The organism is Gordonia sp. CPCC 206044, assembly GCF_048537895.1.
GTDB lineage: Bacteria > Actinomycetota > Actinomycetes > Mycobacteriales > Mycobacteriaceae > Gordonia.
In genome coordinates this window covers 118,815-140,891 of sequence record NZ_JBCLVL010000002.1, presented here as the reverse complement: position 1 = coordinate 140,891, position 22,077 = coordinate 118,815, and the positions used below count along the sequence as shown (strand labels likewise).

The 22,077-nt window shown below is 65.7% G+C and carries 23 protein-coding genes; 13 read left to right on the top strand and 10 right to left on the bottom strand.

All coding sequences use genetic code 11. The annotated features are described in order from the left end of the window. Positions 1 to 6 precede the first annotated feature (6 nt). The 9 genes from AAFP35_RS03220 (at position 7) to AAFP35_RS03180 (ending at position 8,306) form a co-directional block, all read left to right on the top strand. Positions 7 to 564 (top strand): nuclear transport factor 2 family protein, encoded by a 558-nt coding sequence (locus AAFP35_RS03220; RefSeq protein WP_419220106.1) that lies wholly within the window; start codon positions 7 to 9, stop codon positions 562 to 564. 11 nt (positions 565 to 575) lie between these two features. After that, the gene (locus AAFP35_RS03215; protein WP_419220104.1) at positions 576 to 998 is read left to right on the top strand and encodes a nuclear transport factor 2 family protein; all 423 of its coding nucleotides are present in this window, start codon (positions 576 to 578) and stop codon (positions 996 to 998) included. Between the two features lie 49 nt (positions 999 to 1,047). Beyond that, a complete protein-coding gene (locus AAFP35_RS03210; RefSeq protein ID WP_419220103.1) occupies positions 1,048 to 2,832 on the top strand; it encodes a flavin-containing monooxygenase in 1,785 nt (594 codons plus the stop codon). Positions 2,833 to 2,859: 27 nt separating this feature from the next. Beyond that, positions 2,860 to 3,699 (top strand): mycofactocin-coupled SDR family oxidoreductase, encoded by an 840-nt coding sequence (locus AAFP35_RS03205; protein ID WP_419220102.1) that lies wholly within the window; start codon positions 2,860 to 2,862, stop codon positions 3,697 to 3,699. A 72-nt stretch (positions 3,700 to 3,771) separates the two neighbouring features. Beyond that, positions 3,772 to 4,929: an ABC transporter substrate-binding protein gene (locus AAFP35_RS03200; protein WP_419220101.1), complete on the top strand. Its 1,158-nt coding sequence runs from the start codon at positions 3,772 to 3,774 to the stop codon at positions 4,927 to 4,929. 57 nt (positions 4,930 to 4,986) lie between these two features. Continuing rightward, positions 4,987 to 5,871, top strand: coding sequence for a branched-chain amino acid ABC transporter permease (locus AAFP35_RS03195; protein ID WP_419220099.1), 885 nt, complete (start codon positions 4,987 to 4,989; stop codon positions 5,869 to 5,871). Further along, a complete protein-coding gene (locus AAFP35_RS03190) occupies positions 5,868 to 6,800 on the top strand; it encodes a branched-chain amino acid ABC transporter permease (RefSeq protein WP_419220098.1) in 933 nt (310 codons plus the stop codon). The genes AAFP35_RS03195 and AAFP35_RS03190 overlap by 4 nt, the downstream gene beginning before the upstream one ends. Further along, entirely contained in the window at positions 6,797 to 7,564 is a 768-nt protein-coding gene (locus AAFP35_RS03185) for an ABC transporter ATP-binding protein (protein ID WP_419220097.1), read from the top strand. Before AAFP35_RS03190 ends, AAFP35_RS03185 begins: the two co-directional genes overlap by 4 nt. Next, positions 7,557 to 8,306, top strand: coding sequence for an ABC transporter ATP-binding protein (locus AAFP35_RS03180; RefSeq protein ID WP_419220096.1), 750 nt, complete (start codon positions 7,557 to 7,559; stop codon positions 8,304 to 8,306). Before AAFP35_RS03185 ends, AAFP35_RS03180 begins: the two co-directional genes overlap by 8 nt. Before the next feature lie 160 nt (positions 8,307 to 8,466). Here the strand turns inward: AAFP35_RS03180 and AAFP35_RS03175 are convergent, their stop codons facing one another. From AAFP35_RS03175 to AAFP35_RS03150, 6 genes are all read right to left on the bottom strand, one after another. Continuing rightward, complete coding sequence (locus tag AAFP35_RS03175) at positions 8,467 to 9,204, bottom strand: SDR family NAD(P)-dependent oxidoreductase (RefSeq protein ID WP_419220095.1); 738 nt, start codon at positions 9,202 to 9,204, stop codon at positions 8,467 to 8,469. Between the two features lie 131 nt (positions 9,205 to 9,335). Continuing rightward, complete coding sequence (locus tag AAFP35_RS03170) at positions 9,336 to 10,175, bottom strand: mycofactocin-coupled SDR family oxidoreductase (protein ID WP_419220094.1); 840 nt, start codon at positions 10,173 to 10,175, stop codon at positions 9,336 to 9,338. Then, positions 10,172 to 10,630, bottom strand: a complete 459-nt coding sequence (locus AAFP35_RS03165) for a MaoC family dehydratase (RefSeq protein WP_419220093.1) — start codon at positions 10,628 to 10,630, stop codon at positions 10,172 to 10,174. The genes AAFP35_RS03170 and AAFP35_RS03165 overlap by 4 nt, the downstream gene beginning before the upstream one ends. Beyond that, complete coding sequence (locus AAFP35_RS03160; RefSeq protein WP_419220092.1) at positions 10,627 to 11,082, bottom strand: hypothetical protein; 456 nt, start codon at positions 11,080 to 11,082, stop codon at positions 10,627 to 10,629. The genes AAFP35_RS03165 and AAFP35_RS03160 overlap by 4 nt, the downstream gene beginning before the upstream one ends. Continuing rightward, the gene (locus AAFP35_RS03155; RefSeq protein ID WP_419220091.1) at positions 11,079 to 12,632 is read right to left on the bottom strand and encodes an AMP-binding protein; all 1,554 of its coding nucleotides are present in this window, start codon (positions 12,630 to 12,632) and stop codon (positions 11,079 to 11,081) included. The genes AAFP35_RS03160 and AAFP35_RS03155 overlap by 4 nt, the downstream gene beginning before the upstream one ends. A 27-nt stretch (positions 12,633 to 12,659) precedes the next feature. Beyond that, a complete protein-coding gene (locus tag AAFP35_RS03150) occupies positions 12,660 to 13,067 on the bottom strand; it encodes a nuclear transport factor 2 family protein (RefSeq protein ID WP_419220090.1) in 408 nt (135 codons plus the stop codon). A gap of 89 nt (positions 13,068 to 13,156) precedes the next feature. Between AAFP35_RS03150 and AAFP35_RS03145 the strand changes: the two genes are divergently transcribed. Next, positions 13,157 to 13,603: an acyl-CoA thioesterase gene (locus AAFP35_RS03145; RefSeq protein WP_419220089.1), complete on the top strand. Its 447-nt coding sequence runs from the start codon at positions 13,157 to 13,159 to the stop codon at positions 13,601 to 13,603. A gap of 288 nt (positions 13,604 to 13,891) precedes the next feature. Here AAFP35_RS03145 and AAFP35_RS03140 read toward each other — a convergent pair whose 3' ends face one another. Together AAFP35_RS03140 and AAFP35_RS03135 are read right to left on the bottom strand one after the other, a co-directional pair. Then, positions 13,892 to 14,416 carry a pyridoxamine 5'-phosphate oxidase family protein gene (locus AAFP35_RS03140; protein WP_419220088.1) on the bottom strand — a complete coding sequence of 175 codons (525 nt, stop codon included), beginning with the start codon at positions 14,414 to 14,416 and terminating at the stop codon, positions 13,892 to 13,894. Then, entirely contained in the window at positions 14,406 to 15,554 is a 1,149-nt protein-coding gene (locus AAFP35_RS03135; RefSeq protein WP_419220087.1) for an acyl-CoA dehydrogenase family protein, read from the bottom strand. Before AAFP35_RS03135 ends, AAFP35_RS03140 begins: the two co-directional genes overlap by 11 nt. 102 nt (positions 15,555 to 15,656) lie before the next feature. Between AAFP35_RS03135 and AAFP35_RS03130 the strand changes: the two genes are divergently transcribed. Beyond that, positions 15,657 to 16,424 carry an SDR family NAD(P)-dependent oxidoreductase gene (locus tag AAFP35_RS03130; RefSeq protein ID WP_419220086.1) on the top strand — a complete coding sequence of 256 codons (768 nt, stop codon included), beginning with the start codon at positions 15,657 to 15,659 and terminating at the stop codon, positions 16,422 to 16,424. Positions 16,425 to 16,796: 372 nt separating this feature from the next. Here AAFP35_RS03130 and AAFP35_RS03125 read toward each other — a convergent pair whose 3' ends face one another. Together AAFP35_RS03125 and AAFP35_RS03120 are read right to left on the bottom strand one after the other, a co-directional pair. Beyond that, positions 16,797 to 17,828, bottom strand: coding sequence for an LLM class flavin-dependent oxidoreductase (locus AAFP35_RS03125; protein WP_419220085.1), 1,032 nt, complete (start codon positions 17,826 to 17,828; stop codon positions 16,797 to 16,799). Between the two features lie 50 nt (positions 17,829 to 17,878). Beyond that, entirely contained in the window at positions 17,879 to 19,567 is a 1,689-nt protein-coding gene (locus AAFP35_RS03120; RefSeq protein ID WP_419220083.1) for an FAD-dependent oxidoreductase, read from the bottom strand. Positions 19,568 to 19,800: 233 nt separating this feature from the next. On the opposite strand from AAFP35_RS03120, the gene AAFP35_RS03115 reads away from it, so the two are divergent. Next, a complete protein-coding gene (locus AAFP35_RS03115; protein ID WP_419220082.1) occupies positions 19,801 to 20,364 on the top strand; it encodes a nuclear transport factor 2 family protein in 564 nt (187 codons plus the stop codon). 21 nt (positions 20,365 to 20,385) lie between these two features. Then, positions 20,386 to 22,026 (top strand): FAD-dependent oxidoreductase, encoded by a 1,641-nt coding sequence (locus tag AAFP35_RS03110; RefSeq protein WP_419220081.1) that lies wholly within the window; start codon positions 20,386 to 20,388, stop codon positions 22,024 to 22,026. The last annotated feature ends 51 nt before the right edge of the window (positions 22,027 to 22,077 follow it).

The following is a 22,077-nucleotide window of genomic DNA, read 5'->3' as shown; positions in this document are numbered from 1 at the left end:
CCGCCGATGCAACACGATCACGGTGTCGATGCCCGAGTCGCGGAGCTCGTCGCTAAGGACGAGATCAGAGATCTCGCCATGGCATACGCCTGGGCGGTCGACGATCACGACATCGACACCGTGGTCGGCACGTTCACCGCCGACGCCACCTTCGACGTCGGTGGAGAGATCGCCTGCGGTCACCAGGAGATCCGCCAGTCCTTCGTCGTCAGCATGGGGAGATTCCACACCATGCTGCACACCCCCGACACGCACCTGGTGACCATCGAATCCGACGACCGCGCCACCGGTCGTGCGAGCGGACATGCCGAACTGGCCTTGCGCGACACTCTGATGGTCACCGCCTACCGGTATCGCGATCGATACGCGCGGGTCGACGGACGCTGGCTGTTCAGCGAACGCCACGTGACCTTCATGTACGCGGTGCCGGTGGAATCGATGGGCGCCAGCTTCGGCACGCGTGCACGGATTCGATGGCCCCAGAACAGGTATCGCGATGCCGACTACCCCGAGTCGGCGCCGACGTGGAACACATTCCGAGACAACGACACCACCGACCGCTGAGGAGACACGACATGCGGGCAGACGACATCAACGACATCATCAAGGCCACCCACACCTATGCGCGCGGGTTGGACCTGCATGATTCCAAGGAAGCAGTGTCGGCCTTCACCCCGGACTGTGTGTGGGACGCAACCGCGGTCGGACTGAAGCGATACGAGGGTGAGGCCGATCTGCTCGCCTTCTTCGAGGCGGATGCCGCGGCGGTGGACAAGCAGTGCCACATCATCACCAATCACCTCATCGATTTCGACGGCGACGACACCGCGCACGGCACCAACTACGTCTACGCCGAAGGCGAGATGAAGTCGGGTGGTGCCATCAAGGCGATCGCCCTCAACAAGGACCGTTACGTCCGCACGCCGGACGGGTGGAAGATCTCCGAACGTGTCATCGAGCCGTTGACGACCCCGCAGATGGCCGGATTCGACGTCTGACCATGCATGCGGAACACAATGGCGGCCCAACGGATTCCATGAGGTTGCGATGACAGCAGTGGCCGATTCCGTCGACGACACCCTCGCCGACGATGCATCGCGGGCCTGGTTGGACGACCTGCGCGATGCGCTCCGATCCGGGGATGCCGGACGATACGAGGACCTGTTCGACACCGACGCCTGGTGGCGGGACCTGTTGGCCTTCACCTGGGACCTGCGCAGCCTCCATGGTGAGGACGCGATCGGTCCGCTGATGACCACGGCGCGTGGATTGTCCGCCGACGGTTTCACGCCGGCCGACGACATGCCGCCGATGCTCATCGACACGCCCGGCGCACCGCGAATGGTGCAGGCGTTCTTCGACTTCCGGACCGCTGCCGGGCCGGGCCGCGGGCTGGTGCGGTTGACCCCGGCGGCCGGTGGGAACGGGTGGCGCGCGGTCACACTCCTCACCAGCCTCGAGTCCTTGGCCGACCGTGACTTCGCGGTGGGTACCAGGCGACCCTCGGGTACACCGGACCCAGGTGCGCCGTCATGGTCGGCACGCAGGCAGGCCGAACAGGAGTGCAGCACCGGAGAACTCGACGTCCTGGTGGTGGGTGCCGGCCACAGCGGCCTCGGCCTCGCCGCCTATCTCGGAGCCCTGGGAGTCAGCACGCTCGTCATCGACAAGAACGAGCGGGTCGGGGACAACTGGCGTCGTCGGTACGAATCACTCGTGCTGCACGATCCGGTGTGGTACGACCACATGCCGCTGATGAAATTCCCGCCCGGCTGGCCGGTCTTCACCCCCAAGGACAAGATGGGGGACTGGCTCGAGATCTACTCGCGCGCCATGGAACTGAATGTCTGGACGAGCAGCTCGATCGACACGAGCAGCTACGACCGGTCATCGGCTCGTTGGCTGGTCCGGGTCGACCGGGACGGTGAGTCCCGTGAACTGCGGCCGCGACACGTGGTCCTGGCGACGGGGCTCAGCGGCACCGAGCCTTTGGTCCCGACGTTCGACGGGCAAGACGAGTTCGCCGGCGCCTTGATGCACTCGAGCGAGTACACCGACGGAACGTCGCTGTCGGGCAAACGGGTGGCGGTGATCGGCACCGGCAACAGCGGGCACGATGTCGCTCAGGACCTCCATCGGCACGGGGCGAACGTCACGCTCGTGCAGCGCGGGCCGACCTTCGTGGTGGGCGCCGAGACAGTCGAGGCCGTGATGATGAGCGGTTCGTACAGTGAGCACGCGCCGGACACCGAGACCTCCGATCTGATCGGTGCGTCGATGCCCCACCGCGCGACGGCCACGACCGCCGGACTACAGCAGGCCACCGCGGCGATGGCGGAGTTGGACAAGGAGATTCACGAAGGCCTCACCAGGCGCGGGTTCCAACTCTCGAGCGGCGTGGACGGGACCGGTTCGATGATGCTGTTCCTGACCCGCAACGGTGGCTACTACATCGATGTGGGTGCGTCGCAGCTGATCATCGACGGCGAGATCGGGGTCGTCTCCGGAGCCGGCATCGACCGACTGGATCGGGATGGGCTGCGGCTGAACGACGGACGACGCCTCGACGTGGATGCCGTGATCCTCGCAACCGGCTTCCGGGGGATCGTCGACACCGCCCGCCGCATCTTCGGCGACGCGGTGGCCGACGCGGTGGGCCCGGTCTGGGATCTCGACGAAGAGGGCGAGCTCCGCGGGGTCTGGCGATCGTCCGGGCACGACGGATTCTGGTTCAGCGGAGGCAATCTCGGATTCGCGCGACTCTACAACAAGTATCTGGCGCTGCGCCTGGCGGCCGAGCTGACCGGCGTGGACACCTCAGCACCGATTTGATCATTCACCACAGAGGGGAGTTTCGACATGGGAAGACTCGACGGCAAGGTCGCCTTCATCACCGGTGCGGCGCGCGGCCAGGGTCGCAGTCACGCGATTCGGATGGCACAGGAGGGCGCGGACATCATCGCGATGGACCTGTGCGAGGAGATCGACAGTGTCCGACGGTTCTATCCGGGCGCGACCGACGACGACCTGGCCGAGACGGTGGCGGCCGTCGAACGTCTGGACCGCCGGATCGTGGCCACCAAGGCAGACGTCCGCGATCAGGAGCAGACCACGGCGGCACTCGAGCGCGGGGTGGCCGAGTTCGGTCACGTCGACGTGGTGAGTGCGAATGCGGGCATCTTCCTGTTCGGTGACAAGACCCATGAGGTCGCCGAACAGGACTGGGACGACGTGCAGGACGTGAACCTGAAAGGTGTCTGGCACACCTGCAAGGCCGTCATCCCGCACCTGATCGAACAGGGCACGGGCGGTTCGATCATCCTCACCAGCTCCACCGCGGGCATCAAGGGCACCCCGAACGTCGCCGCGTACACCGCGAGCAAACACGGCGTCGTCGGCCTGATGCGGACGCTGGCGCTGGAACTCGCGCCGTATGCCGTGCGCGTCAACACTGTTCACCCGACCGGTGTGGCCACGAACATGATCTTGAACGAGGCGACGTTCAAGCTGTTCCTGCCCGACGTCGAACATCCGACGAAAGAGCAGGCCGAACCGGTGTTCACCACGACGAATGCGCTCGAGGTGCCGTGGGTGGAGCCGATCGACATCAGCAACGCGATCTTGTTCCTGGCCTCGGACGAAGCCCGTTACGTGACCGGAACCGAACTCAAGGTGGACGCGGGCTTCACGGCCAAGTAAGCGAACCCCGGCGAAACCCGGTCCGTCACCGCCATCGCGTGACGGACCTCCGAACAACGAGAAGGAACAGCGTTGAGGACAACGAAGACGACATCGATGCTGGCGTGCCTCGCCGCCGCCACGATCCTGACGGCGACCGCCTGTTCGAGCGGCGGGTCGACGGCACAGGGCGGCGACGGGATCGCGCAGAGCATCCGGGTCCAGGCGATCAACGACCAGACGGGTGCGGTCGCCTACGCGGGCACCGGCGCGAGCAAGGGCGCAGCACTGGCCATCGACGAGATCAACCAGCAGGCGTTCCTGGGTCAAGGGGTCAAGATCTCCATGGAGCAGAGCGACCCGGCCGGCGAGATCGACCGGGCTGTCAGTCAGACCACGACGGCCATCGCCGATTCCGAGATCTCTGCGATTCTGGGACCCACCATGGGGCAACAGGCCGCCGCGGTCGCACCCATCGTGAACCAGCGCAAGATGCCGACCATCTTCACCCAGGCGGGATCGCAGGGAGTGGTGACCGGTGACTACACCTTCCGCGCCACCGCTCCGATGGAGAGCTACTACGACATCGCGATGAAATGGTTGGCCGACAACAAACTCGCCAACCTCTCGCTCATCTACAACGCAACGTTCCCGACCTTCGCGGCGTTGGGTAAGGACGTGGTCCCCGACGAGGCAGGCAAACTCGGTCTGAAGCTGAATCAGTCGATCGAGACCCAGTCGACCACACAGGATTTCACCGGGCAGGCCCAGCAGATCGCGGCGGCCAAGCCGCAAGCCGTGGTCATGCTCCTGACGGCTCCGCAGTCGGTGACCTTCCTCCAGCAGCTGCGCCGGGCCGGATACCAGGGACAGGTCGTCGGCACGTCGGTGCAGAGTGCAGGCAATGTCTCCGCCGCGGGTGAGGCCGCGAACGGTCTGGTCTACCCGGTCGACTTCTCGTCGGCGATGGACACCCCGGAGGCGAAGAAGTTCGACGAGGCCTACCAGAAGAAGTACGGTCAGCTGCCCGATGCGTACGACGCCGAGGGGTACGACGCGATGTGGTGGTTGGCACGCGGCATCAAGGCATCGAACAGCTCGTCGCGGGACGGTATCCAGCAGGGGATGACCACGGTGGCCAAGGACGGCTTCACCGGTGCGATGGGTGCCATCACCTTCGAGGGCAACGACATGCGTGTGCCGGGTGCGATGGTTCGCTGGGAGAACGGCAAGGAGACGCTGCTCCAATGAGTTGGTCGGAGTCGGCCTCGGCTCGGCGCACACCGGCGTCATGTGGGGGCGATTGACATGCAAGAGTTGCTGAATGCGGCGGCACTGGGGTCGATCTACCTACTGTTCGCATTGGGTATGGCCTTGGCGTGGGGCACAATCGGAATCCTGAACTTCGCGCACGGTGCGACGTTCGTGTTCTCGGTGCTCGTCGCGCATCTGATCACGCAGGACGGATCGCTGCCACTGCCGGTGATCCTGGTGGTCGCCATGGCAGTCGGTGCTGCTCTGTCGTCGGTCACTCAGTTCCTGGTGTTCCAACGGATCGCCGATCGGAGCAAGGACCACCGATCGACCGAACTACGCATCATCATCGGCGGCATCGGTGTGTCGGCGATCCTCATCGCCGTCGCGCAGCGCGTCACGGAGAGCAGCCCGTTCGGCTTCGCCACCAGCTACAGCTCGGGTGAGTTCCAGATCGGCGGCGTACACGTGAGCACGACGGTGCTGATCATCCTGATCGCCGCCCTCGGCATCGGGATCGGACTCACCAGCTGGCTGAAGAAGTCGCGACAAGGCCTGGCACTGCGGGCGATCGGCGTCGACGCGGAGGTCAGCGAAGGCATGGGGGTGAACCGCAATGCGCTCGCCCTGGGCACCATGGCGGTGGCCGGTGCGCTCGCCGGACTGGCGGGCGTGCTGCTCACGCTCCAACTGGGGGCTATCGCGCCGGAGTCCGGAGATCCCTTGCTGATCAAGGCGTTTGCGATCATCGTGCTCGGTGGTCTGGGATCGATGGGCGGTGCGGTGCTGGGGGCCTACATCCTCGCGGCCGCGGAGACGCTCCTGATCCACTTCCACTTCGGTACCTGGGTGGATGCGGTGTCGTTCGGACTGATCTTCATGGTGCTGATCTTCCGACCGCAAGGGCTCTTCGGCCGGATGGAGGTTCGACGCACATGAACACCTGGATCGACGCCAATTCCGTTCTGTTGCAGCAGACGCTGACCACCTTGCTGATGGCACTGAGCATCCAGATCCCGATGCGGATGGGTGTGTTCTCTTTCGCCGGCATCGGCGCATTCGGTATCGGCGGCTACACGGCCGCTGCCGCGATGATCCATCTCGGGTGGGGCACCTTCCCTGCGATCGCGGCCGGCGTCGTCTTCGCGGGTGCCGTCGTCTACGTGCTGGGGCTCGTTGTCCAACGACTCAACGGCCTGTACATGGGCATGGCCACGATCGCGTTCACCCTCATCGTGGCAGTGGTCGCGGTCAATGGCGGCGAGCTCACCGGCGGCGCATCCGGATTGTTCGGTGCGCTGGGAGATCTGACCCTGGGCGCGGTCTTCCTCGTCGCGGTGGTCGTCGTGCTGCTCACCCAGTTCACGGAATCCGGCGGTCTGGGGCGCAGGATCGACGCGGTACGTGAGGATCCCGAGCTGGCGAATGCGATGGGTATCGACGTCGGAAAGTACCGTCGATACAGCTTCCTGGTCTCCGGGATGGTCGGCGGCCTTGCCGGTGGGCTCACCACGTTGTTGCGCAGCACCATCACTCCCGAGGAGGTCAACTTCCACCTCGTGGTGCTCGCTCTCACGGTGATCGTCGTCGGCGGGTCCCGCTCCTGGGTCGGCGTGCTCATCGGGTCGGTCGTCTTCGTGTGGCTGCCGACCTGGGTCGCTTTTGTCGGCGAATGGGAGGAGTTCATCTACGGGATCCTGGTGGTGCTGGCAGCAGTACTGCTCCCCGACGGAATCCTCGGCATCCTGCGCGGACTCTGGCATCGCATCCGCACACGGAACACGCGCACCACGCCGACGGCAGCCGGTGCGCGCGACTCGGCCGAATCAGACCGAACCGCAGAAGAATTGGAGGTGGCAGAGCCGTGAACCCCGACACGACCGATGAGGCCGACCAGCCTCGTGATCCGCTCCTGGAGCTCGACGACGTGGCCGTGCACTTCGGTGGGGTGCGGGCAGTCGACGGAGTGTCACTGCAGCTGCGGGAGGGCCTGATCCACGGCATCCTCGGAGCGAACGGTTCCGGGAAGTCGACGTTGCTCGGTGCGATGACGAGGCTCAACCCGTTGACCAGAGGGCACATGCGATTCGACGGCCGGGCCTACGAAAAGGTTCCGGCGCACCGCGTGGCACACCTCGGGGTGGCGCGGACGTTCCAGACGGTCCGGTTGATCGACGATCGCTCCGTTGTGGACAACGTCCTCCTCGGCCTGGACACCGCAGATCGCCGGCGGCGCAAGCAAGCCCGTGAGCGAGTCGACGAGGTCATGGAGCGGGTGGGTATCAGTGACCTGGCTCGTATGCGCCCCAGCGAATTGTCCTACGGCATGCAACGACGTACCGAGATCGCACGAGCGATCGTCGGGACGCCGAGGCTGCTGCTGCTCGACGAACCCACCGCCGGCATGAACACCGCCGAGCGTGATGAGATCAGCGATCTGCTCCGGTCGTTGCAGGGCGAGGGGTACACCCAGCTCTTGGTGGAGCACGACGTCCAGATGATGGTGACCGTGTGCGATCACCTCTTCGCGATGAACTTCGGGAAGCTGATCGCGCAGGGGGCTCCCGACGATGTGGTGCGCGACGACGGTGTTCGTGAGTCGTACTTGGGAAAGCAGGCAGCAGATGCTTGAGGTCGACGATCTGCATGTGAGTTATGGCGCGGTCAATGCCGTGCAGGGCGTGTCGGTCGGGGCCGATGCCGGACGCGTGACGCTGGTCCTCGGCGCGAACGGTGCAGGCAAGACGACGAGTCTGCGCGCGATCGCCGGCTACCACCGACCCAAGTCGGGCTCGGTGATGGTCGGCACCGACGAGGTCGCGGGCGAACGCGCGCACAGCATGGTGCGGCGCGGTGTGGTGTTGGTGCCCGAAGGGCGACGGGTGTTCGCGACGTTGACGGTCGAGGAGAATCTTCGAGTGGGCGGCTACCGGGCTCCCCGTGCGAAGGTTCAGCGGACCCTCGCCGAGGTGTACGAGCAGTTCCCGATCCTGTCCGAGCGACGGAACACCGCAGCCGGACTGCTCAGCGGCGGTGAACAGCAGATGCTGGCATTCGGTCGGGCGGTGATGTCGCAACCGAAGGTCATCCTGATGGACGAGCCGTCGATGGGTTTGGCGCCCTCGATGGTGGATTCGGTGATGGCCAAGGTGCGCGAGATCGCCGACACCGGCATCGCCGTGCTCATCGTCGAACAGAATGCGGACGCCGGGTTGGCAATCGCCGACAACGTCTCGGTCATCACCAGGGGCGTGACGGTGTGGTCGGGTCCGGCGGAGTCGGCCAGCCGCGCCGCGGTCCATGCCGTACTCGGCGAGAGCGCGCTCGAGGATGTGCCCGCCGAGGGTGCGCCGGTCGGCGGGGTCGATTCCTGATCGCGTGTCTCGGGTCCCGGGCCATCCGGGGCCCGAGATCCGCCCGATGTCGATGCAGACCACAACCGCCCCACCACCGGGGCATTGTCGGCGTATTGCCGGCCGCGACCAGGTGGTGGGGCGGTTTTCGGTTGGGGAGGACTGGACTCGAGCTGGGAGTTCAGTACTGGCCGGAGGCGCCACCGTCCACCGGTAGGACGGCACCGGTGAGAAACGGAACGTCGGCGCGGAGCAGGAACGTGACGGCGCGGGCCATCTCTTCGGCGCTGGCCATGCCACGTCCACCGACGCCGTGCATTGGGATTGGCTGGTCGTCGCGGGCCAAGAGTTCGCGGAACTTGCCGATGATCGGTGTGTCGGTGGAGCCCGGACAGATGCAGTTGACGGCGACCCCGTGCTCGCGTACCTCGGCGGCCGCGGTTCGGGTCAGCCCGAGGATCGCGTGTTTGGTGGCCACGTAGTCGGCGCGCTTGGCCGCGCCCTGCAGGCTCGCGATCGAGCCGGTGTTCACGACCTGTCCGCGCCCGGCCTCGATCATGTGCGGGAGAACGTATTTGAGTCCGTAGAACATGCTGTCGAGGTTGACCGACATCGTCGACGACCATTCGTCGATCGACATGTCGACGATCGCGCGGTTGGCGCCGACGATCCCGGCGTTGTTGAAGAACTGTTCGGGCACACCGACATCGCGTACGGCTGTCGACACATACTCGGCGACCTCGCCGGGTTTCGAGACATCGGCGCGGTGCGCGATCACGTGGCCGGTCGCCATCCGGGCAGTTTCGTGGGCGGCGTCGTGGTCGATGTCGACGGCGAGGACCGATGCACCCGCCTTCGCGAGTTCGATGGTGACGGCTCGCCCGATACCGCTTCCGGCGCCGGTGACGATGGCGGACATGTCTGGTGTTTCTCCTCGTTCGCTCTGGCATTTCCTCGCTCGCCGAGAACCGCCCACCACGGGCGACCGCGGGCGGTACGCCGACGGCACCCCTCGGGGGCGGTTCTCGGTTTGCGTTTCAGAAGGCGGTGCTACTTGACAGTGGCGCCGGCGTCGACCGGCAACGTCACCCCGGTGATGTAGCGGGCCTCGTCGCTGGCGAGGAACAACACCGCGTTGCTGATGTCTGCCGGGTCGACCCACGGCACCGGCAACGTGTTCAAGGACAGGAACCCGGGCATGGCCTTGTCCTGTGTGGGTTCTGGATCATCCGGCGCGAACATCCCGTAGGTGCCCGGGTTCTGGATCATTCGCGTGTCGACATTGGTCGGATGGATGGTGTTCACCCGAATGCTGTACTCGCCCAGTTCATTGGCCATCGTCCGCATGAGCCCGACGATGCCGTGTTTGGCTGCGACATAGTGCGCGACGTTCTGGATTCCCTTGAGACCGCCGAAGGACGAGGTGAACATGATCGATCCGCCGCGCCCGGCCTCGATCATCGTCGGGATGGCGGCCGTCGCGGTGTTGTACACACCGGTCAGATTGACGGCGATCATGTCGTTCCACTGGTCTGCGGTGAGTTCCCACGAGCGACCGTACGATGCGATGCCTGCGTTGGCCACGACGATGTCGACGCTGCCGAGTTCGGCGACACCGGCGGCGAGCACATCGGTCAGCGCATCGCGGTCGCGGACATCGGCTTTCCTGGCGACGATCCGCCGATCCTGCGCCTCCACCAGCCGTACCGTCTCGGCGAGGTCGGCCTCGGTGGCCAGATCGTAGAACGGTGTCACCGTCGCGATGTCCTCGCAGATGTCCACCGCGATGATGTCGGCACCCTCGGCTGCCAACCGCACCGCATGACTACGGCCCTGCCCGCGGGCCGCGCCGGTGACGAACGCGACCTTTCCCTCGACTCGTCCCGTCACTGGTCACTCCTCTGTTCGTCGGTGTTCTCGGTGTGGTGTGGCAACCGAACGGTTGCCGCGCCCTCGAGAGCTCTGGTGCCGCCGTCCACGTCGAGCCAGACCGCACAGTGCGCGATCGGGCCCTCGGTGGTGTCGGTGATCTCGTCGACCCGGCCGCCCGCACGAACCCGATCGCCGGCGAACACGTTGGCCAGGTAGCGGAACCGGTACGACACGACGTTGTGCACTCCCACCCACGCACCGAGTGCGGAGACGACGTACGCGACGTTGCTCGGTCCCTGGTTGACCGTCCGATCGCCGAGGCCGAGCGCGTTCGTCGACTCCGAGTCGAAATGGATCGGGTTGGGGTCGCGCATCAGCGCAGACAGCGTCTTCATCCGCGCCGGATCGACGTCGACGACGCGTTCGGGGATCTCCTGGCCGACCTCGATCGGCGCAGATGTCGGGGTGCTCATTCGGTGGCCGATCTACGCGGGAAGATGATGGAGTTGGTGGTGGACGCGTGGACCATGTCGTCGTCGCCGATGAGTTCGAGGCGATACTCGACAATGTCGAAGACGCCGACGCTGCGGCCCGTCTTCCTTCGGGCAGAGACGATTTCACCGGACACCCGGTACGTGGAGCCGATACGCAGCGGCGTACGGACCGTGGTGGCCGTCTCGCCGGCCATCGGCCCGTCCTCCTCCTTAGCGTCGAACACCTCGAACAGCTCGGTCCAACTCCAGCCCATCGCGCCCGTCGCGATGAGGAACACCAGCGCCGGATGGCCGGGACCGTCGTCGGGTTCGGCGCCGATGCTGTCGAGAGCGAGGTGAACCCACCAGCGGTCCAGACGTACCTCACCGCCGGGGAACGGTGTACCGACCCGGGTGGCGAGCTCGGCCTCCGGGAACAACCCCCCGCTCACACCGGCTGCTTCTGTAGATACGGTTCGCGCAGTTCACGTTTCATGATCTTGCCGGTGGGCGCCTTGGGGAGCGCGTCGACGAAATCGACCGATCGCGGCTTCTGGTAGGACGCCAGGTTGCGCTTGGCGGTGTCGATGATCTCCGCCTCGGTGGCCGAAGTACCCGGCTTGAGGACCACGACGGCCTTGACCACTTCTCCCCATTCGTCGTCCGGAATGCCGATGACCGCGCATTCGAGAACCGACGGGTGCATCGCGATGGCCTCCTCCACCTGGATGCTGTAGATGTTCTCGCCGCCGGAGATGATCATGTCCTTGGCGCGATCGACGATGAAGACGTAGCGATCGGAGTCCCAGGTGGCGATGTCGCCGGTGTGCATCCAGCCGTTTCGCAATGTCTGTGCGGTGAGTTCGGGCTTGTTCCAGTAGCCGACCATGTTGGCCTCCGACCGCACGACGACCTCGCCGGGCGTGGTGCCGTCTTGTGGTACCTCGTTTCCGTCGGGATCGAGGATGCGCACCGTGGTCCCGAATCCCTCACGGCCACAGGATCGTAGGCGCTGCTCATTGATGCCGGCGACCGCGTCGTGATGGTCCTCCTGGGACAGGAAGCACATGGTGGTGCCCTCGGTCTGGCCATAACCCTGGATGAGGGTGCACGGGAACGATTCCAGTGCATTGCGCACCACCGCCGACGGCATCGGTCCGCCGCCGTATTGGATGTTGCGCAGACTCGACAGGTCGTAGGACGCGAAGTTCTCCACGGCCATCATCCAGTTGAGCATCGTGGTGATACCGAGGAAGGCCGAGACGCGCTCGGTCTCGATGATCTCCAGGGCCTGTTTGGCTTCGAAGTTGACCAACACGACCGGGCAACCGTGCTTCATGTAGTTCATCGAGAGGACGACCGGGATGTGGTACATCTGGCCGGTCAGCATGTAGACGTCGGTGGGAACGACGCGCTCGGCCACCGTCTGGTTGAGCATCCCGGCCGCCGCACTGCGATGGGAGTGCAAGGCGCCCTTGGATTCCCCGGTTGTCCCGCCGGTGTACAGGATGAAGAACGGGTCGTCGCCGCCGACGTCGGGCGTCCAGATCGGCTCGTCGTCTGCGGAGCGTGCGAGCAGATCCTCGTAGCTGCCGTCGCCGTCGGTGCCGAACTCCAACCAGTGTTCGACGTCCACGGTCCGCTGCAATTCGTCTGCCACCGAGCGGAACTCGTGTGCGGTGATGATGACCTTGGGGGTTGCATCGGCGATCAGTCCGGCGAGGGACGGTGTGGCCAGTCGCCAGTTGAGTGGCTGGAGGACGAGGCCGGCCCGGCCGACGGCGAAGAAGAGTTCTTGGAACTCGATGCTGTTCTTGGAAAGGACCGCTACTCGGTCGCCCTTTTGCAGTCCCAGGCCGCGCAGCCCGTTCGCCATTCGGCGGACGCGGGAGTCCAGATCGGCGAACGTGATGCGACGGTCGTTCGGGACGTCGTAGATGGCCTGGGCGGTCGGGGTCAGGGCAGCCCATTTGGCGGGGATCAGCCCCTGGTTGAGTGTCATGATGGTTCCTGGTCGGTGAAAGAGCGGTCAGTACGGGAGGTCGAGGGCGATGTGCCGCCTGCGCAGCTGCCAGCTCTCGCCGCCGCGGACCCATTCGTCCTCGTAGACGCCCGTCGACAGCGGGGTGAGGGTTCCGTTCTCGGCGGATGTGATGAGCAGGTACGACGTCGTCTTCACGGTGTCGTCGGCGAGGGGCTCGACGGCGAGATTCGTGGTGATGTGTCGGCGCTGATCTGTCTGGGATTCGTGTGCGCCCCGGTAGAGACCCATGATCTCGTCGATGCCGTTCAACGGCCCCACCGATGCGCCGTCGGTGATCTCCAGCGTCAGGACGGCGTCTGATGCGAACACCTTCTCGACGGCAGCCATGTCGCCGCTGTCGTAGGCGAGAGCGTAACGGGCAAGGACGTTTTCGATCTCTTCGCGGATGGACATGGCGTAACCTCCTGTGGGCTCATGTGACATGGATTACTCTAACAATGATGAACATGAATGGGATAGTTTTCGGGAATGAGGAGACGGAAATGACGGCGTCGACGGGACGCGGCCGCGAGGACGCGCGGACGCAGCAACGGTTCCAGTTGTCCTATGGGGATTGCGACGCACTGGGCATCTCGTACTTCGCGATCAACTACCCGTGGATGGAGCGCACCTACAGCGTCTGGCTGCACGATCTGGGCCTCGAGAGCGACAGCATGCTGGAGAAGATCGGGGCGTACACGGTCGGGTTGAAGTCCGAATGTCAGTACTTCACCAGCTGCCACGTCTTCGACGAACTCGTGTGCACGGTGGTTCGCGAGAAAGTCGGGAACACCTCGTATGTGCTCGGGTTCGACTTCACCCGCGGCGAGGAGTTGGTGGCACACGGCGCCATCACGTACGCGGTCCGCGGTGCCGATGGTGCGAAGACGCCGATCCCGCCCGCGCTCATGGCGGCCCTGGACTCGCTCGACGCCCCGCGTGCGGTCTGACCATCGGTTCTCCGCCGGTCGGTACGCTGGCCGCGCGCCGGAACATTATCCGCCGATCGGTACGTTCGTCGCGGGCCGGACCATTCTCCGCCGGTCGGTACGTTCGTCGCGGGCCGGACCATTCTCCGCCGGTCGAGTAGCCACCGAGGCGTAAAGCCGAGGTGGCGTATCGAGACCTCCTGAGTATCAACGGGTTTCGAGACACCGCGTGACTCGCTCGTCAGCACTCGACCCAGCGGGTTCGAAACCGGTGGAGCGAGCGGCGTGACGGCTACTCGACCAACGGACTCATGCGTTGCCGCCGCGACCGTCTCCGGGCAGGCGGGTGGAGTCGTGGCTCACCGGGATTCGCACCACCTCGACCTCGACCACCACACGGTCGGGGCTGTCGAGGAGTCGGGCGAACGCGTCCGGGTCGTTCGGCTGCATCCGCTCGACGAAGCGCGGAAAGAACCAGTCACGTGTCGCTCGGTCCCGATGGACGGTGGCCCGGCCGCGGATGGTGACCATCTGTCGACCGGGCAGGTCGGTGCCGGTGTTCGAGACCACCAGGCTGACCCGCGGTTCGTCGGCGAGCGCGCGCACGTGCAGCCGTGACGATGCGGCGGTGAACCACACCGATCCGCCGTCCACCAGATAGGAGACGATGACGCCCGCGGGCCAGCCCTGCGGGGTCGCGAACACGAAGGTGCACTCGGTCTGCGCGGCGAACAGCGCCGTGCGAGACGAATCGTCCAAGGTGATCGGGCGCATGTTCTCCAGGTCGTCGACGCCCGTGCGGCCGGCTGCGTGCGAGGGTTCCTCAGATCCCATTCTTGATCAACTGCTTGGCCAGGGAGTCGAAGATGACCTCCGTCGAGCCCTCGTAGATCCGCATCGGGCGGGCCTCGCGGTACAGGCGCTCGATGTCGGTGTCGCGGGTGATGCCGAAGCGGCCCATGATCTGGACGCAACGGTCGACGACACGTCCGCACATCTCGGTGGCGGAGATCTTGGCCATCGAGGACAGGTGCAGGTTCGCCCGCGGATCGCGAGCGGCGGCAGCCGCCGCGCGGTAGGTCAACGAGCGCGACGCCTCGATGTCGGTCCAGCAGTTCGCGAGGTGCTCCGGCACGGAACCCAGCCGCGACAGCGGCACACCGAACTGCTCACGGCTGTTGGCGTGGTCGAGTGCGAGACGCAATGCGGCCTCGGCCATGCCGACCGACGCTCCGGCGACCGACACGCGGAATGTCGCCAGGGTCGCCAGCACCAGGGCAAATCCCTTGCCGGGCTCGCCGATTCGATGATCGACCGGAACCCGGACGTCGTCGAGCACGACGTCGGAGAGGACGTGCGGGGCGATGATCTGGTGCGGTCGGTGGGTGCTGACTCCCGGAGTCTGCGCCGGTACGCAGATCAGCGAGTAGCCGTCGCCCTCCTTGGCAAGGATGCTGTAGAAGTCGGCGTCACCGCCGTTGGTGATGAACGACTTGTGGCCATTGAGGACGAGGTGGTCGCCGTCGACAACCGCGGTGGTGGTGATCGCCTTGAGGTCCGAGCCCACCTGCGGCTCGGTGAGACCGAGGGCGGCGATCGCGTCGAGCGATGCCACCTGCGGCAGCCAGCGGTCGCGCACGGCGTCGGAGCCGGCGACGGCCAGACCGTAGCTGCCGATGCCCTGCATCACGAACATCGAGTCGAGGTGCGCGCTCTCGGCGGCGAGCTGCTCGCGCACCACGGTCATCGCCAGCGAGTCGACCTGGTCGAATCGGCCGCCCCACCGGGCCGGTACGGCGAGTCCGGTCAGGCCGGACGCGGCCAACCGTTTGCGCACATCGGGGTCGGTGGAGCTGGACTCGTCGGCGCGGGCCGCGATGTCACGCATCGAAACCGCCAGTTCGCGCGCTTGGGATTGCAGCTCGCGGTAGGTCTCGGGGAGGTCGAACAGGCCGGGGGCAGGTGAGTTCATGGTTGTCTCCGTCATCGTCGGCGCTCGACATGGCGCGCGTCACACTTCGTAATCTATGATTACCATACTAAGGAATTAGCTCGAAGGACAGAAGGAGTTCCCATGGCAGCCGAGTTTCGTCCCGACCGGGCGTTCGACCTCACCGATCGTGTCGCGCTCATCACCGGTGGGAGTCGCGGCCTGGGTAAGGCGATGGCCTTCGGGTTGGCCCGGTCCGGCGCCGATGTCATCATCGCGAGCCGCGACGGTGCATCGTGCGAGGTGACGGCCAAGGAGATCGAGGAGGAGACCGGACGGTCGGCGCTGCCGGTGGCCGCGCACGTGGGGCAGTGGGATGCGCTCGAGGGGCTCGTCGAGAAGAGTTACGACCGCTTCGGCAAGGTCGACATCTTGATCAACAATGCGGGTATGTCGCCGCTGTACGACGGTGTGGAGGACATTTCGGAAGCGTTGTTCGACAAGGTGATCGGTGTGAACCTCAAGGGGCCGTTTCGCCTTGCCGCACTCGTGGGCACCCGTATGGCGCAGACCGGCGGCGGCTCGATCATCAACATCTCGAGCGCGGCGTCCATGCGTCCACGTCCCGACGTCCTGCCCTATGCGGCGGCCAAGGCCGGGCTCAACGCAATCACGATGGGCCTGGCCAAGACGTTCGGTCCCGCCGTTCGCGTGAACGCGATCATGGCAGGAACGTTCCTCACCGACGTCTCGTCGGCCTGGGACATGGACGCCTTCGCCAAGCGTGCGGACACATTCGCGGCCAAGCGCGGTGGCGAACCGGACGAGATCGTCGGTGCAGCAGTCTATCTCGCCAGCGATGCGTCGAGCTACACGACCGGATCGATCCTCACCGTCGACGGCGGTATGTGACCGCGACAGCAACCGTTTTTCCGCTGATACAGCAACCAGAGCATGAGCGGATCTTCCACCGGTCGGCCGACGACGGTGCCTGAGCGGAACCGATCGCCGGTCGAGTAGCCACCGAGGCGCCAAGCCGAGGCGGCGTATCGAGACCTCCTGTGTCTCGGCGGGTTTCGATACGCGTCGGGCTCGCAAGCTCGCTCGTCGCTACTCAACCGGCGGGGGTTGCTGTCGGCGGGAGAGTGGTTGCTGTCAGCGGGAGACCGGTTGCTGTCGGCGGGAAAGGTTGCTGTCGCGGGGCAGGGGGAGCACGGTAGAACGCCCGTGGGGAGGGCCCGGATGTCCCGGGCCCTCCCCACGTGGTGTTCGGTGTCGGCGCGGTCAGGCCGCGAGAGCCTCGAAGCCCACCGACTGCAGATCACGCAGCGGTGCGACCACTTCGCGGCCGACCCGTTCCAGATAGCTCGCCGACTGTTCGGCGTCCATGCCCGGCCAGTGCGGCCGGACCAGCAGCGGGCCGATCGGCAGGCGTGCGGCGATCGCGGCGATCTGGTCGCGCACCTGCTCGCCGGTGCCGAGGAGGACGTGATCGGCGACGTTGGCCAAGAACTCACGCTCGACCCGCTCTTGATCCAGCAATCCCATGCCTTGACTCGCGTACGACACATACTTGCCACGGGCGACGGTGGCGAAGTCACGTAGCGCGTCGTCGTAGCTGTCTGCGACCTGGAGTTCTCGGCGCAGCGGGAACGGATTCAACGGCAGACCGAGGGCGCGGCGTTCGTCCGCGTAGATCCGCACGAGTTGCTCGACCTCGTCCACGGTCTGCTGCGGGGTGATGGTCCAGACGTCACCGCTGCGAGCGGCCCGGCGGACGCCGACCTTCTTCATCGCGCCCAACCAGATCGGCGGCCGGGGCCGCTGGATCGGGTGGACGTGAGTGGTCACGTCGTCGAGCTGCCAGTACTTCCCGTCGAAGGTGACGCGGTCCTGCGTCCAGAGCGCGGTGAGCAGTTCGATCTGCTCCTCCAGCATTCCGTAGCGCTGCTTGTACGGCTTGTCGAACGCAGCGTATTCACGCTCCAGATAGCCGGTTCCCAACCCGACGATGAGCTTGCCGCCGGTGATGATGTCCAGGGTGGCGAGATCTTCGGCCAACTGGACCGGATGCTGCAGCGGTCCGACGAGCACCGTCGTGCCGATCCGGACGTGGTCGTCGATCTCCGCGGCCAGGCGCGCCAGGATCGGAATCGGCTGCAGCCATCGGTAGTCCGAGTAGAGAAAGTGCTGGCCGATGGTGAAATGGGTGAAACCGGCACGCTGGCCCGCCTCGACGTTGCGTAGCAGCAGATCCAGGTGATCCTCCGGAGGTACCGAAAGCGGCTGATCACCCAGGAGAAATCCGAACTCCACGAGCTTCCTTTCGTCAGCGGGCCAAGGCGGTCCGCAGGTGAATGCTGTTGTCAGGGAATCGGTTGTCCGGCCAGTTCGTGACCGATCAAGTATGCGAGTGTCAGTCCCCGTCCGAGTGCGATCCCGGAGTTGTAGGCGGTTCCGGTGGTGGTGAGCGCGGCGACCGAACCGGCCGCGAAGAGCCCGGCGATCGGCGTGCCCTCGGCATCGAGGACCCGACCGTCGCCATCGATGTGTACGCCACTCGTCCCGATCCCGGTTCCGACGAAGCGCAGCCGGATGCCGTGGAACGGCGCTTGGGTGAGCTCTCCCAGCACCGGGCTCGGCGTGTTGTCGGGGTCGCCGGCGAAACGGTTCACGTAGTCGACGGTGCCGCGACCGAAATCGCTGTCGACGCCATCGCGCGCAAAACCGTTGAACCGGTCGGCCGTCTTTTCCAGCTGCTGGCCGTCGATCCCGAGCTTGTCGCCCAGTTCTTGCAGGGTCGGCGCCTGCTCCACCCAACCCTCGGGGTACTCGCCGCCGGGCGGTGTGGCCGCCAGACCGTACTTGTTGCGATGCTGATCGTCCCAGATGAGGAAGAACGGCAGATGCCGGTCATCCGGATCGAGGGTCTTGCGGCAGATGTCGACCCAGTAGGAGTCGTTGCAGTAGCGATTGCCGGTGCGGTCGACGATCATCGAGTGCGGCATCGCGTACTCGGGCCCGTAACCGAAACCGGTGCCGAGTTCCGAGCGCCAACCGGGCAGGATCGGGGTGGCGTTGGCCGGAATCCGGGCGAGTTGCCCGCCCACCGACTGCGCCAGACGCAGGCCGTCGCCGCGGAGTGATTCCGGCGCAACCGAACCCCAGTCCTCGTCGTCGAGACCGAGGATGGTCTTGACGAGTTCCGGGTCCCAGTCGTAGGTGCTGGTCGCCAGGACCACCGGTCCGTGCAGTGTCACCCCGCCGTCGGCGGTGTCGGCGCGGACCCCGGTCACGGCGCCGTCCTCGTCGGTGAGCAGCGCAGTGACCCGGTGTCCGACGCGGATCTCGATGTCCTCTTCCTGCAGAACCCGGTTCAGGAAGGACGCCACGACACCCGTCCCGTACGTCAGCGGGTCGCCGGATTCCGCGCTGTCGAACCCGGTGCCGTCGGTCAGGCCGAACGCCGGTAGTCCCGCGTGGGAGTGCTTGGTGGCCTCTCCGGTCTGGCCGTCGTCGTCGACGAAGGTGGCTCGACGACCCTTGTCGAGCAGGTCGTGGTAGGTCGTGCCGACCGGGAAGTAGGGGCTGTATCGGAGCTTTTCACGCCAGTCTCCGAGCACCGATCCGTCGATCACCGCGTTGGTGAGGTAGCGCCCCTGGGGTAGGGCGCCGGCGGCCTCGTTGTGATAGTCGGCCAGGCCGGGGATCATCGTCCACCGGATGGCCTCGAGGTCTTCCCAGTACTTCATCGCCGACGGTGAGGTGTTCAGCCACCGGAGGAACGCCTTCTCGTCGAGGGTTTCCGGTGCCAGGTGGGATGCGACGTCGCGGATGTAGGTCTCCGTCAGTTCCAGCGAGTCCTCGACGCCCTCGCGTGCGGCCACGTGATTGGCCCCGCACCACACCTGTCCGCCCGAGTACGCTGCGGCCCCGCCGACCAGATCGGCAGCCTCGAGGACCACCACCGACCGCCCGTTGGCCGCCGTCGCAAGGGCGGTTGCGAGGCCCGAAAGCCCTGCTCCGACCACGATCACGGGATCTGTTGCACTCATCTCGGCCTCCTGGGATTGCCGTCAGGGTCCTTCATACTGAGCTAATGATTATCAGGAATGTGAGACCAGTCGCAACCTCTTCAGATCTTGACGCAGATCACAGGCCAGTATTATACATACTATTATCAGCAATTGGGGTGCCGAACGCACTGCGGCCGGACTGAACGCGCCATTTCCGGTGGTCGTCGAGCACCACGGACAAGACCCATATGGGCAGGTCGAGGAGGACAACGATGACAGCACCGGCAACAACAGAGGATCGGCTCAGGCGTCTGGAAGACCGGATGGCGATTCAAGAGCTGGGCGTTCTGTACGGGTTCATCATGGACGAGCGCGACGAAGAAGGCATCCGCGAGGTGTTCTGTGCCGACGCCACCCTTCGATCCGAGGACGGGGTCTTCGCGGCCGACGGCATCGACGCGATCGTCACGACATACCTGGGACGGTTCGCGGCGCTTGGGCCGACCAATCACTACTCGCACGGCCACGTCATCCGCTTCGACGAGGCCGACCCCGACCGCGCCACCGGCCTGCTCGCCGGCCATGCGGAGGTGGACCGAAACGGCGTCGCCATGCAGGTCGCCTTGCGCTACAAGGACGTCTACAAGCGAGTCGACGGACGCTGGCGGTTCGCGGATCGCAAGATGGGCTACATGTACTACATGCCCATCTCCGAGTTGCCGACGGATCTGGGCGATCCCAACAGTATTCGCGCATATGGTGATTCACGCCCCGCAGACTGGCCGGAGGTGCTCTACCGCAGCAGCGGCAACGCCTTCCTGAAGCAGTACCGCTGAATCGCCGGGAGTGAAGTCGACATGACCTCGACGACCGTCGATGTACTCGTACTCGGAACCGGCGCTTCGGGATTGACCGCCGCGCTCGCTGCGGCGGATTCAGGGGCCTCGGTCGCGGTACACGACAAGGCATCCCTTCTCGGAGGGACCACGGCCCTCTCGAGCGGTGTTTCGTGGTTGCCTGCCAACCGATATGCCGCTGCGGCCGGTGTGGCCGACACCGTCGAGGACGGGCTGGCCTACCTCGAGTCGTTGTCCAACGGGATGATCCGCCCGGAGATGGCCGAGGCCTTCGTCCGGACGGTCGAACCGATGCTCGACTGGCTGGAGACCTCGACACCGCTGCGGATGCGACTCGTTCCGGGCTATCCCGACTATCACCCGGAGTTTCCCGGTGGCCGACCACACGGCGGCCGATCGGTCGAACCGGAGCTGTTCTCGTTCGACTCGCTGGGCGACTGGGCAGACCGCGTGTTCGGCGCGCCACGCCGCATGTACGTGAGTGAGTCCCCCATCGGAGGCGGGACAGGCTTTCTCACCCCGGACATGGAACAGGCGAGAGCCCAGGAGAACCTCGAGGGGCTCGGACGGGCGCTTCTGGGTGGTCTTCTCAAGGGATTGCTCGACCGAGGCGTGGAGCCGGTCCTCGACAGCGCCGCGACCAGCCTGGTGGTCGAGGACGGTGTCGTCTGCGGCGCGACGTTCGCCACGGGTGAGGTGGTGCGTGCGACGCGTGGAGTCGTCATCGCGACCGGGGGATTCGAGCGTGATCCGGCCCTGGTCACCGCATTCCTACGTGGGCCGATGAGCCATCCGGCGGGTGCGCCGTCGAACACCGGTGACGGCCTCCGGATGGCGATGCGTGTGGGCGCGCAGCTGGGCGTGATGCGTGAGGCCTGGTGGGTGCCGGTGATCGCGGAACCGGGAGACGACACCGAACAGTACGCACTCAACGGTGTGCAACTCGTGCAGCGGGAGAGATCACTCCCGAGGACCATCATGGTGAACATCCGCGGGCAGAGATTCACCAACGAGGCGGCCAACTACAACGCCTTGGGCGGTGCGTTCCACGCTTTCGACCCGACGCAGTTCCGGCATGTGAACCAACCGTGCTGGATTCTGTTCGACCAGGAGTTCGTCGACCGCTACGGCGGCTACGGTGTGCCTGCCGGTGGCGAGATGCCCGACTGGATCGTCCGGGCCGACTCGGTCGCCGAGCTCGCGGCCGCCCTCGTCCTGCCGCGGGATGCGCTCGTGGAGACCGTGGCCAGGTGGAACCAGCAGGTCGATCGAGGGCACGACGACGACTTCCTCAGGGGCGACAGCGCTTTCGATGGTTGGTGTGGCGACCGCGACCACTACCCGGGTCCGATGGCCACGCTCGGCCGAGTCGATTCGGGACCGTACTATGCCGCGCCGCTGCACAGCAGCACGCTCGGTACCAAGGGCGGGCCGATGACCACCGCCGACTGCGAAGTGCTCGACGTCGACGGTGCGGTGATCCCGGGCTTGTGGGCGGTCGGCAACGCGATGGCCGCACCGACCGGGATGGTGTACGGCGGGGCCGGGGGCACACTCGGTCCGGCATTGGTGTTCGGTTACCGCGGAGGGCGTTCGGCGGCCACCTCCCGCGCAGGGGTGCCGGCGGCGGAGGCGAGCTGAGGCGTTCGATGAATCGGGGAACCTGTTGCTCGACGCAGAAAGCCATCTCCC

Bases quoted from the DNA above. Each gene is read 5' to 3' on its own strand.
- AAFP35_RS03135 (WP_419220087.1), bottom strand. From the start codon at position 15,554: ATGAACTCACCTGCCCCCGGCCTGTTCGACCTCCCCGAGACCTACCGC.
- AAFP35_RS03165 (WP_419220093.1), bottom strand. From the start codon at position 10,630: ATGAGCACCCCGACATCTGCGCCGATCGAGGTCGGCCAGGAGATCCCC.
- AAFP35_RS03130 (WP_419220086.1), top strand. From the start codon at position 15,657: ATGGCAGCCGAGTTTCGTCCCGACCGGGCGTTCGACCTCACCGATCGT.
- AAFP35_RS03175 (WP_419220095.1), bottom strand. From the start codon at position 9,204: ATGTCCGCCATCGTCACCGGCGCCGGAAGCGGTATCGGGCGAGCCGTC.
- AAFP35_RS03145 (WP_419220089.1), top strand. From the start codon at position 13,157: ATGACGGCGTCGACGGGACGCGGCCGCGAGGACGCGCGGACGCAGCAA.
- AAFP35_RS03150 (WP_419220090.1), bottom strand. From the start codon at position 13,067: ATGTCCATCCGCGAAGAGATCGAAAACGTCCTTGCCCGTTACGCTCTC.
- AAFP35_RS03210 (WP_419220103.1), top strand. From the start codon at position 1,048: ATGACAGCAGTGGCCGATTCCGTCGACGACACCCTCGCCGACGATGCA.
- AAFP35_RS03155 (WP_419220091.1), bottom strand. From the start codon at position 12,632: ATGACACTCAACCAGGGGCTGATCCCCGCCAAATGGGCTGCCCTGACC.
- AAFP35_RS03180 (WP_419220096.1), top strand. From the start codon at position 7,557: ATGCTTGAGGTCGACGATCTGCATGTGAGTTATGGCGCGGTCAATGCC.
- AAFP35_RS03140 (WP_419220088.1), bottom strand. From the start codon at position 14,416: ATGGGATCTGAGGAACCCTCGCACGCAGCCGGCCGCACGGGCGTCGAC.
- AAFP35_RS03190 (WP_419220098.1), top strand. From the start codon at position 5,868: ATGAACACCTGGATCGACGCCAATTCCGTTCTGTTGCAGCAGACGCTG.
- AAFP35_RS03115 (WP_419220082.1), top strand. From the start codon at position 19,801: ATGACAGCACCGGCAACAACAGAGGATCGGCTCAGGCGTCTGGAAGAC.
- AAFP35_RS03110 (WP_419220081.1), top strand. From the start codon at position 20,386: ATGACCTCGACGACCGTCGATGTACTCGTACTCGGAACCGGCGCTTCG.
- AAFP35_RS03205 (WP_419220102.1), top strand. From the start codon at position 2,860: ATGGGAAGACTCGACGGCAAGGTCGCCTTCATCACCGGTGCGGCGCGC.
- AAFP35_RS03120 (WP_419220083.1), bottom strand. From the start codon at position 19,567: ATGAGTGCAACAGATCCCGTGATCGTGGTCGGAGCAGGGCTTTCGGGC.
- AAFP35_RS03195 (WP_419220099.1), top strand. From the start codon at position 4,987: ATGCAAGAGTTGCTGAATGCGGCGGCACTGGGGTCGATCTACCTACTG.
- AAFP35_RS03220 (WP_419220106.1), top strand. From the start codon at position 7: ATGCAACACGATCACGGTGTCGATGCCCGAGTCGCGGAGCTCGTCGCT.
- AAFP35_RS03215 (WP_419220104.1), top strand. From the start codon at position 576: ATGCGGGCAGACGACATCAACGACATCATCAAGGCCACCCACACCTAT.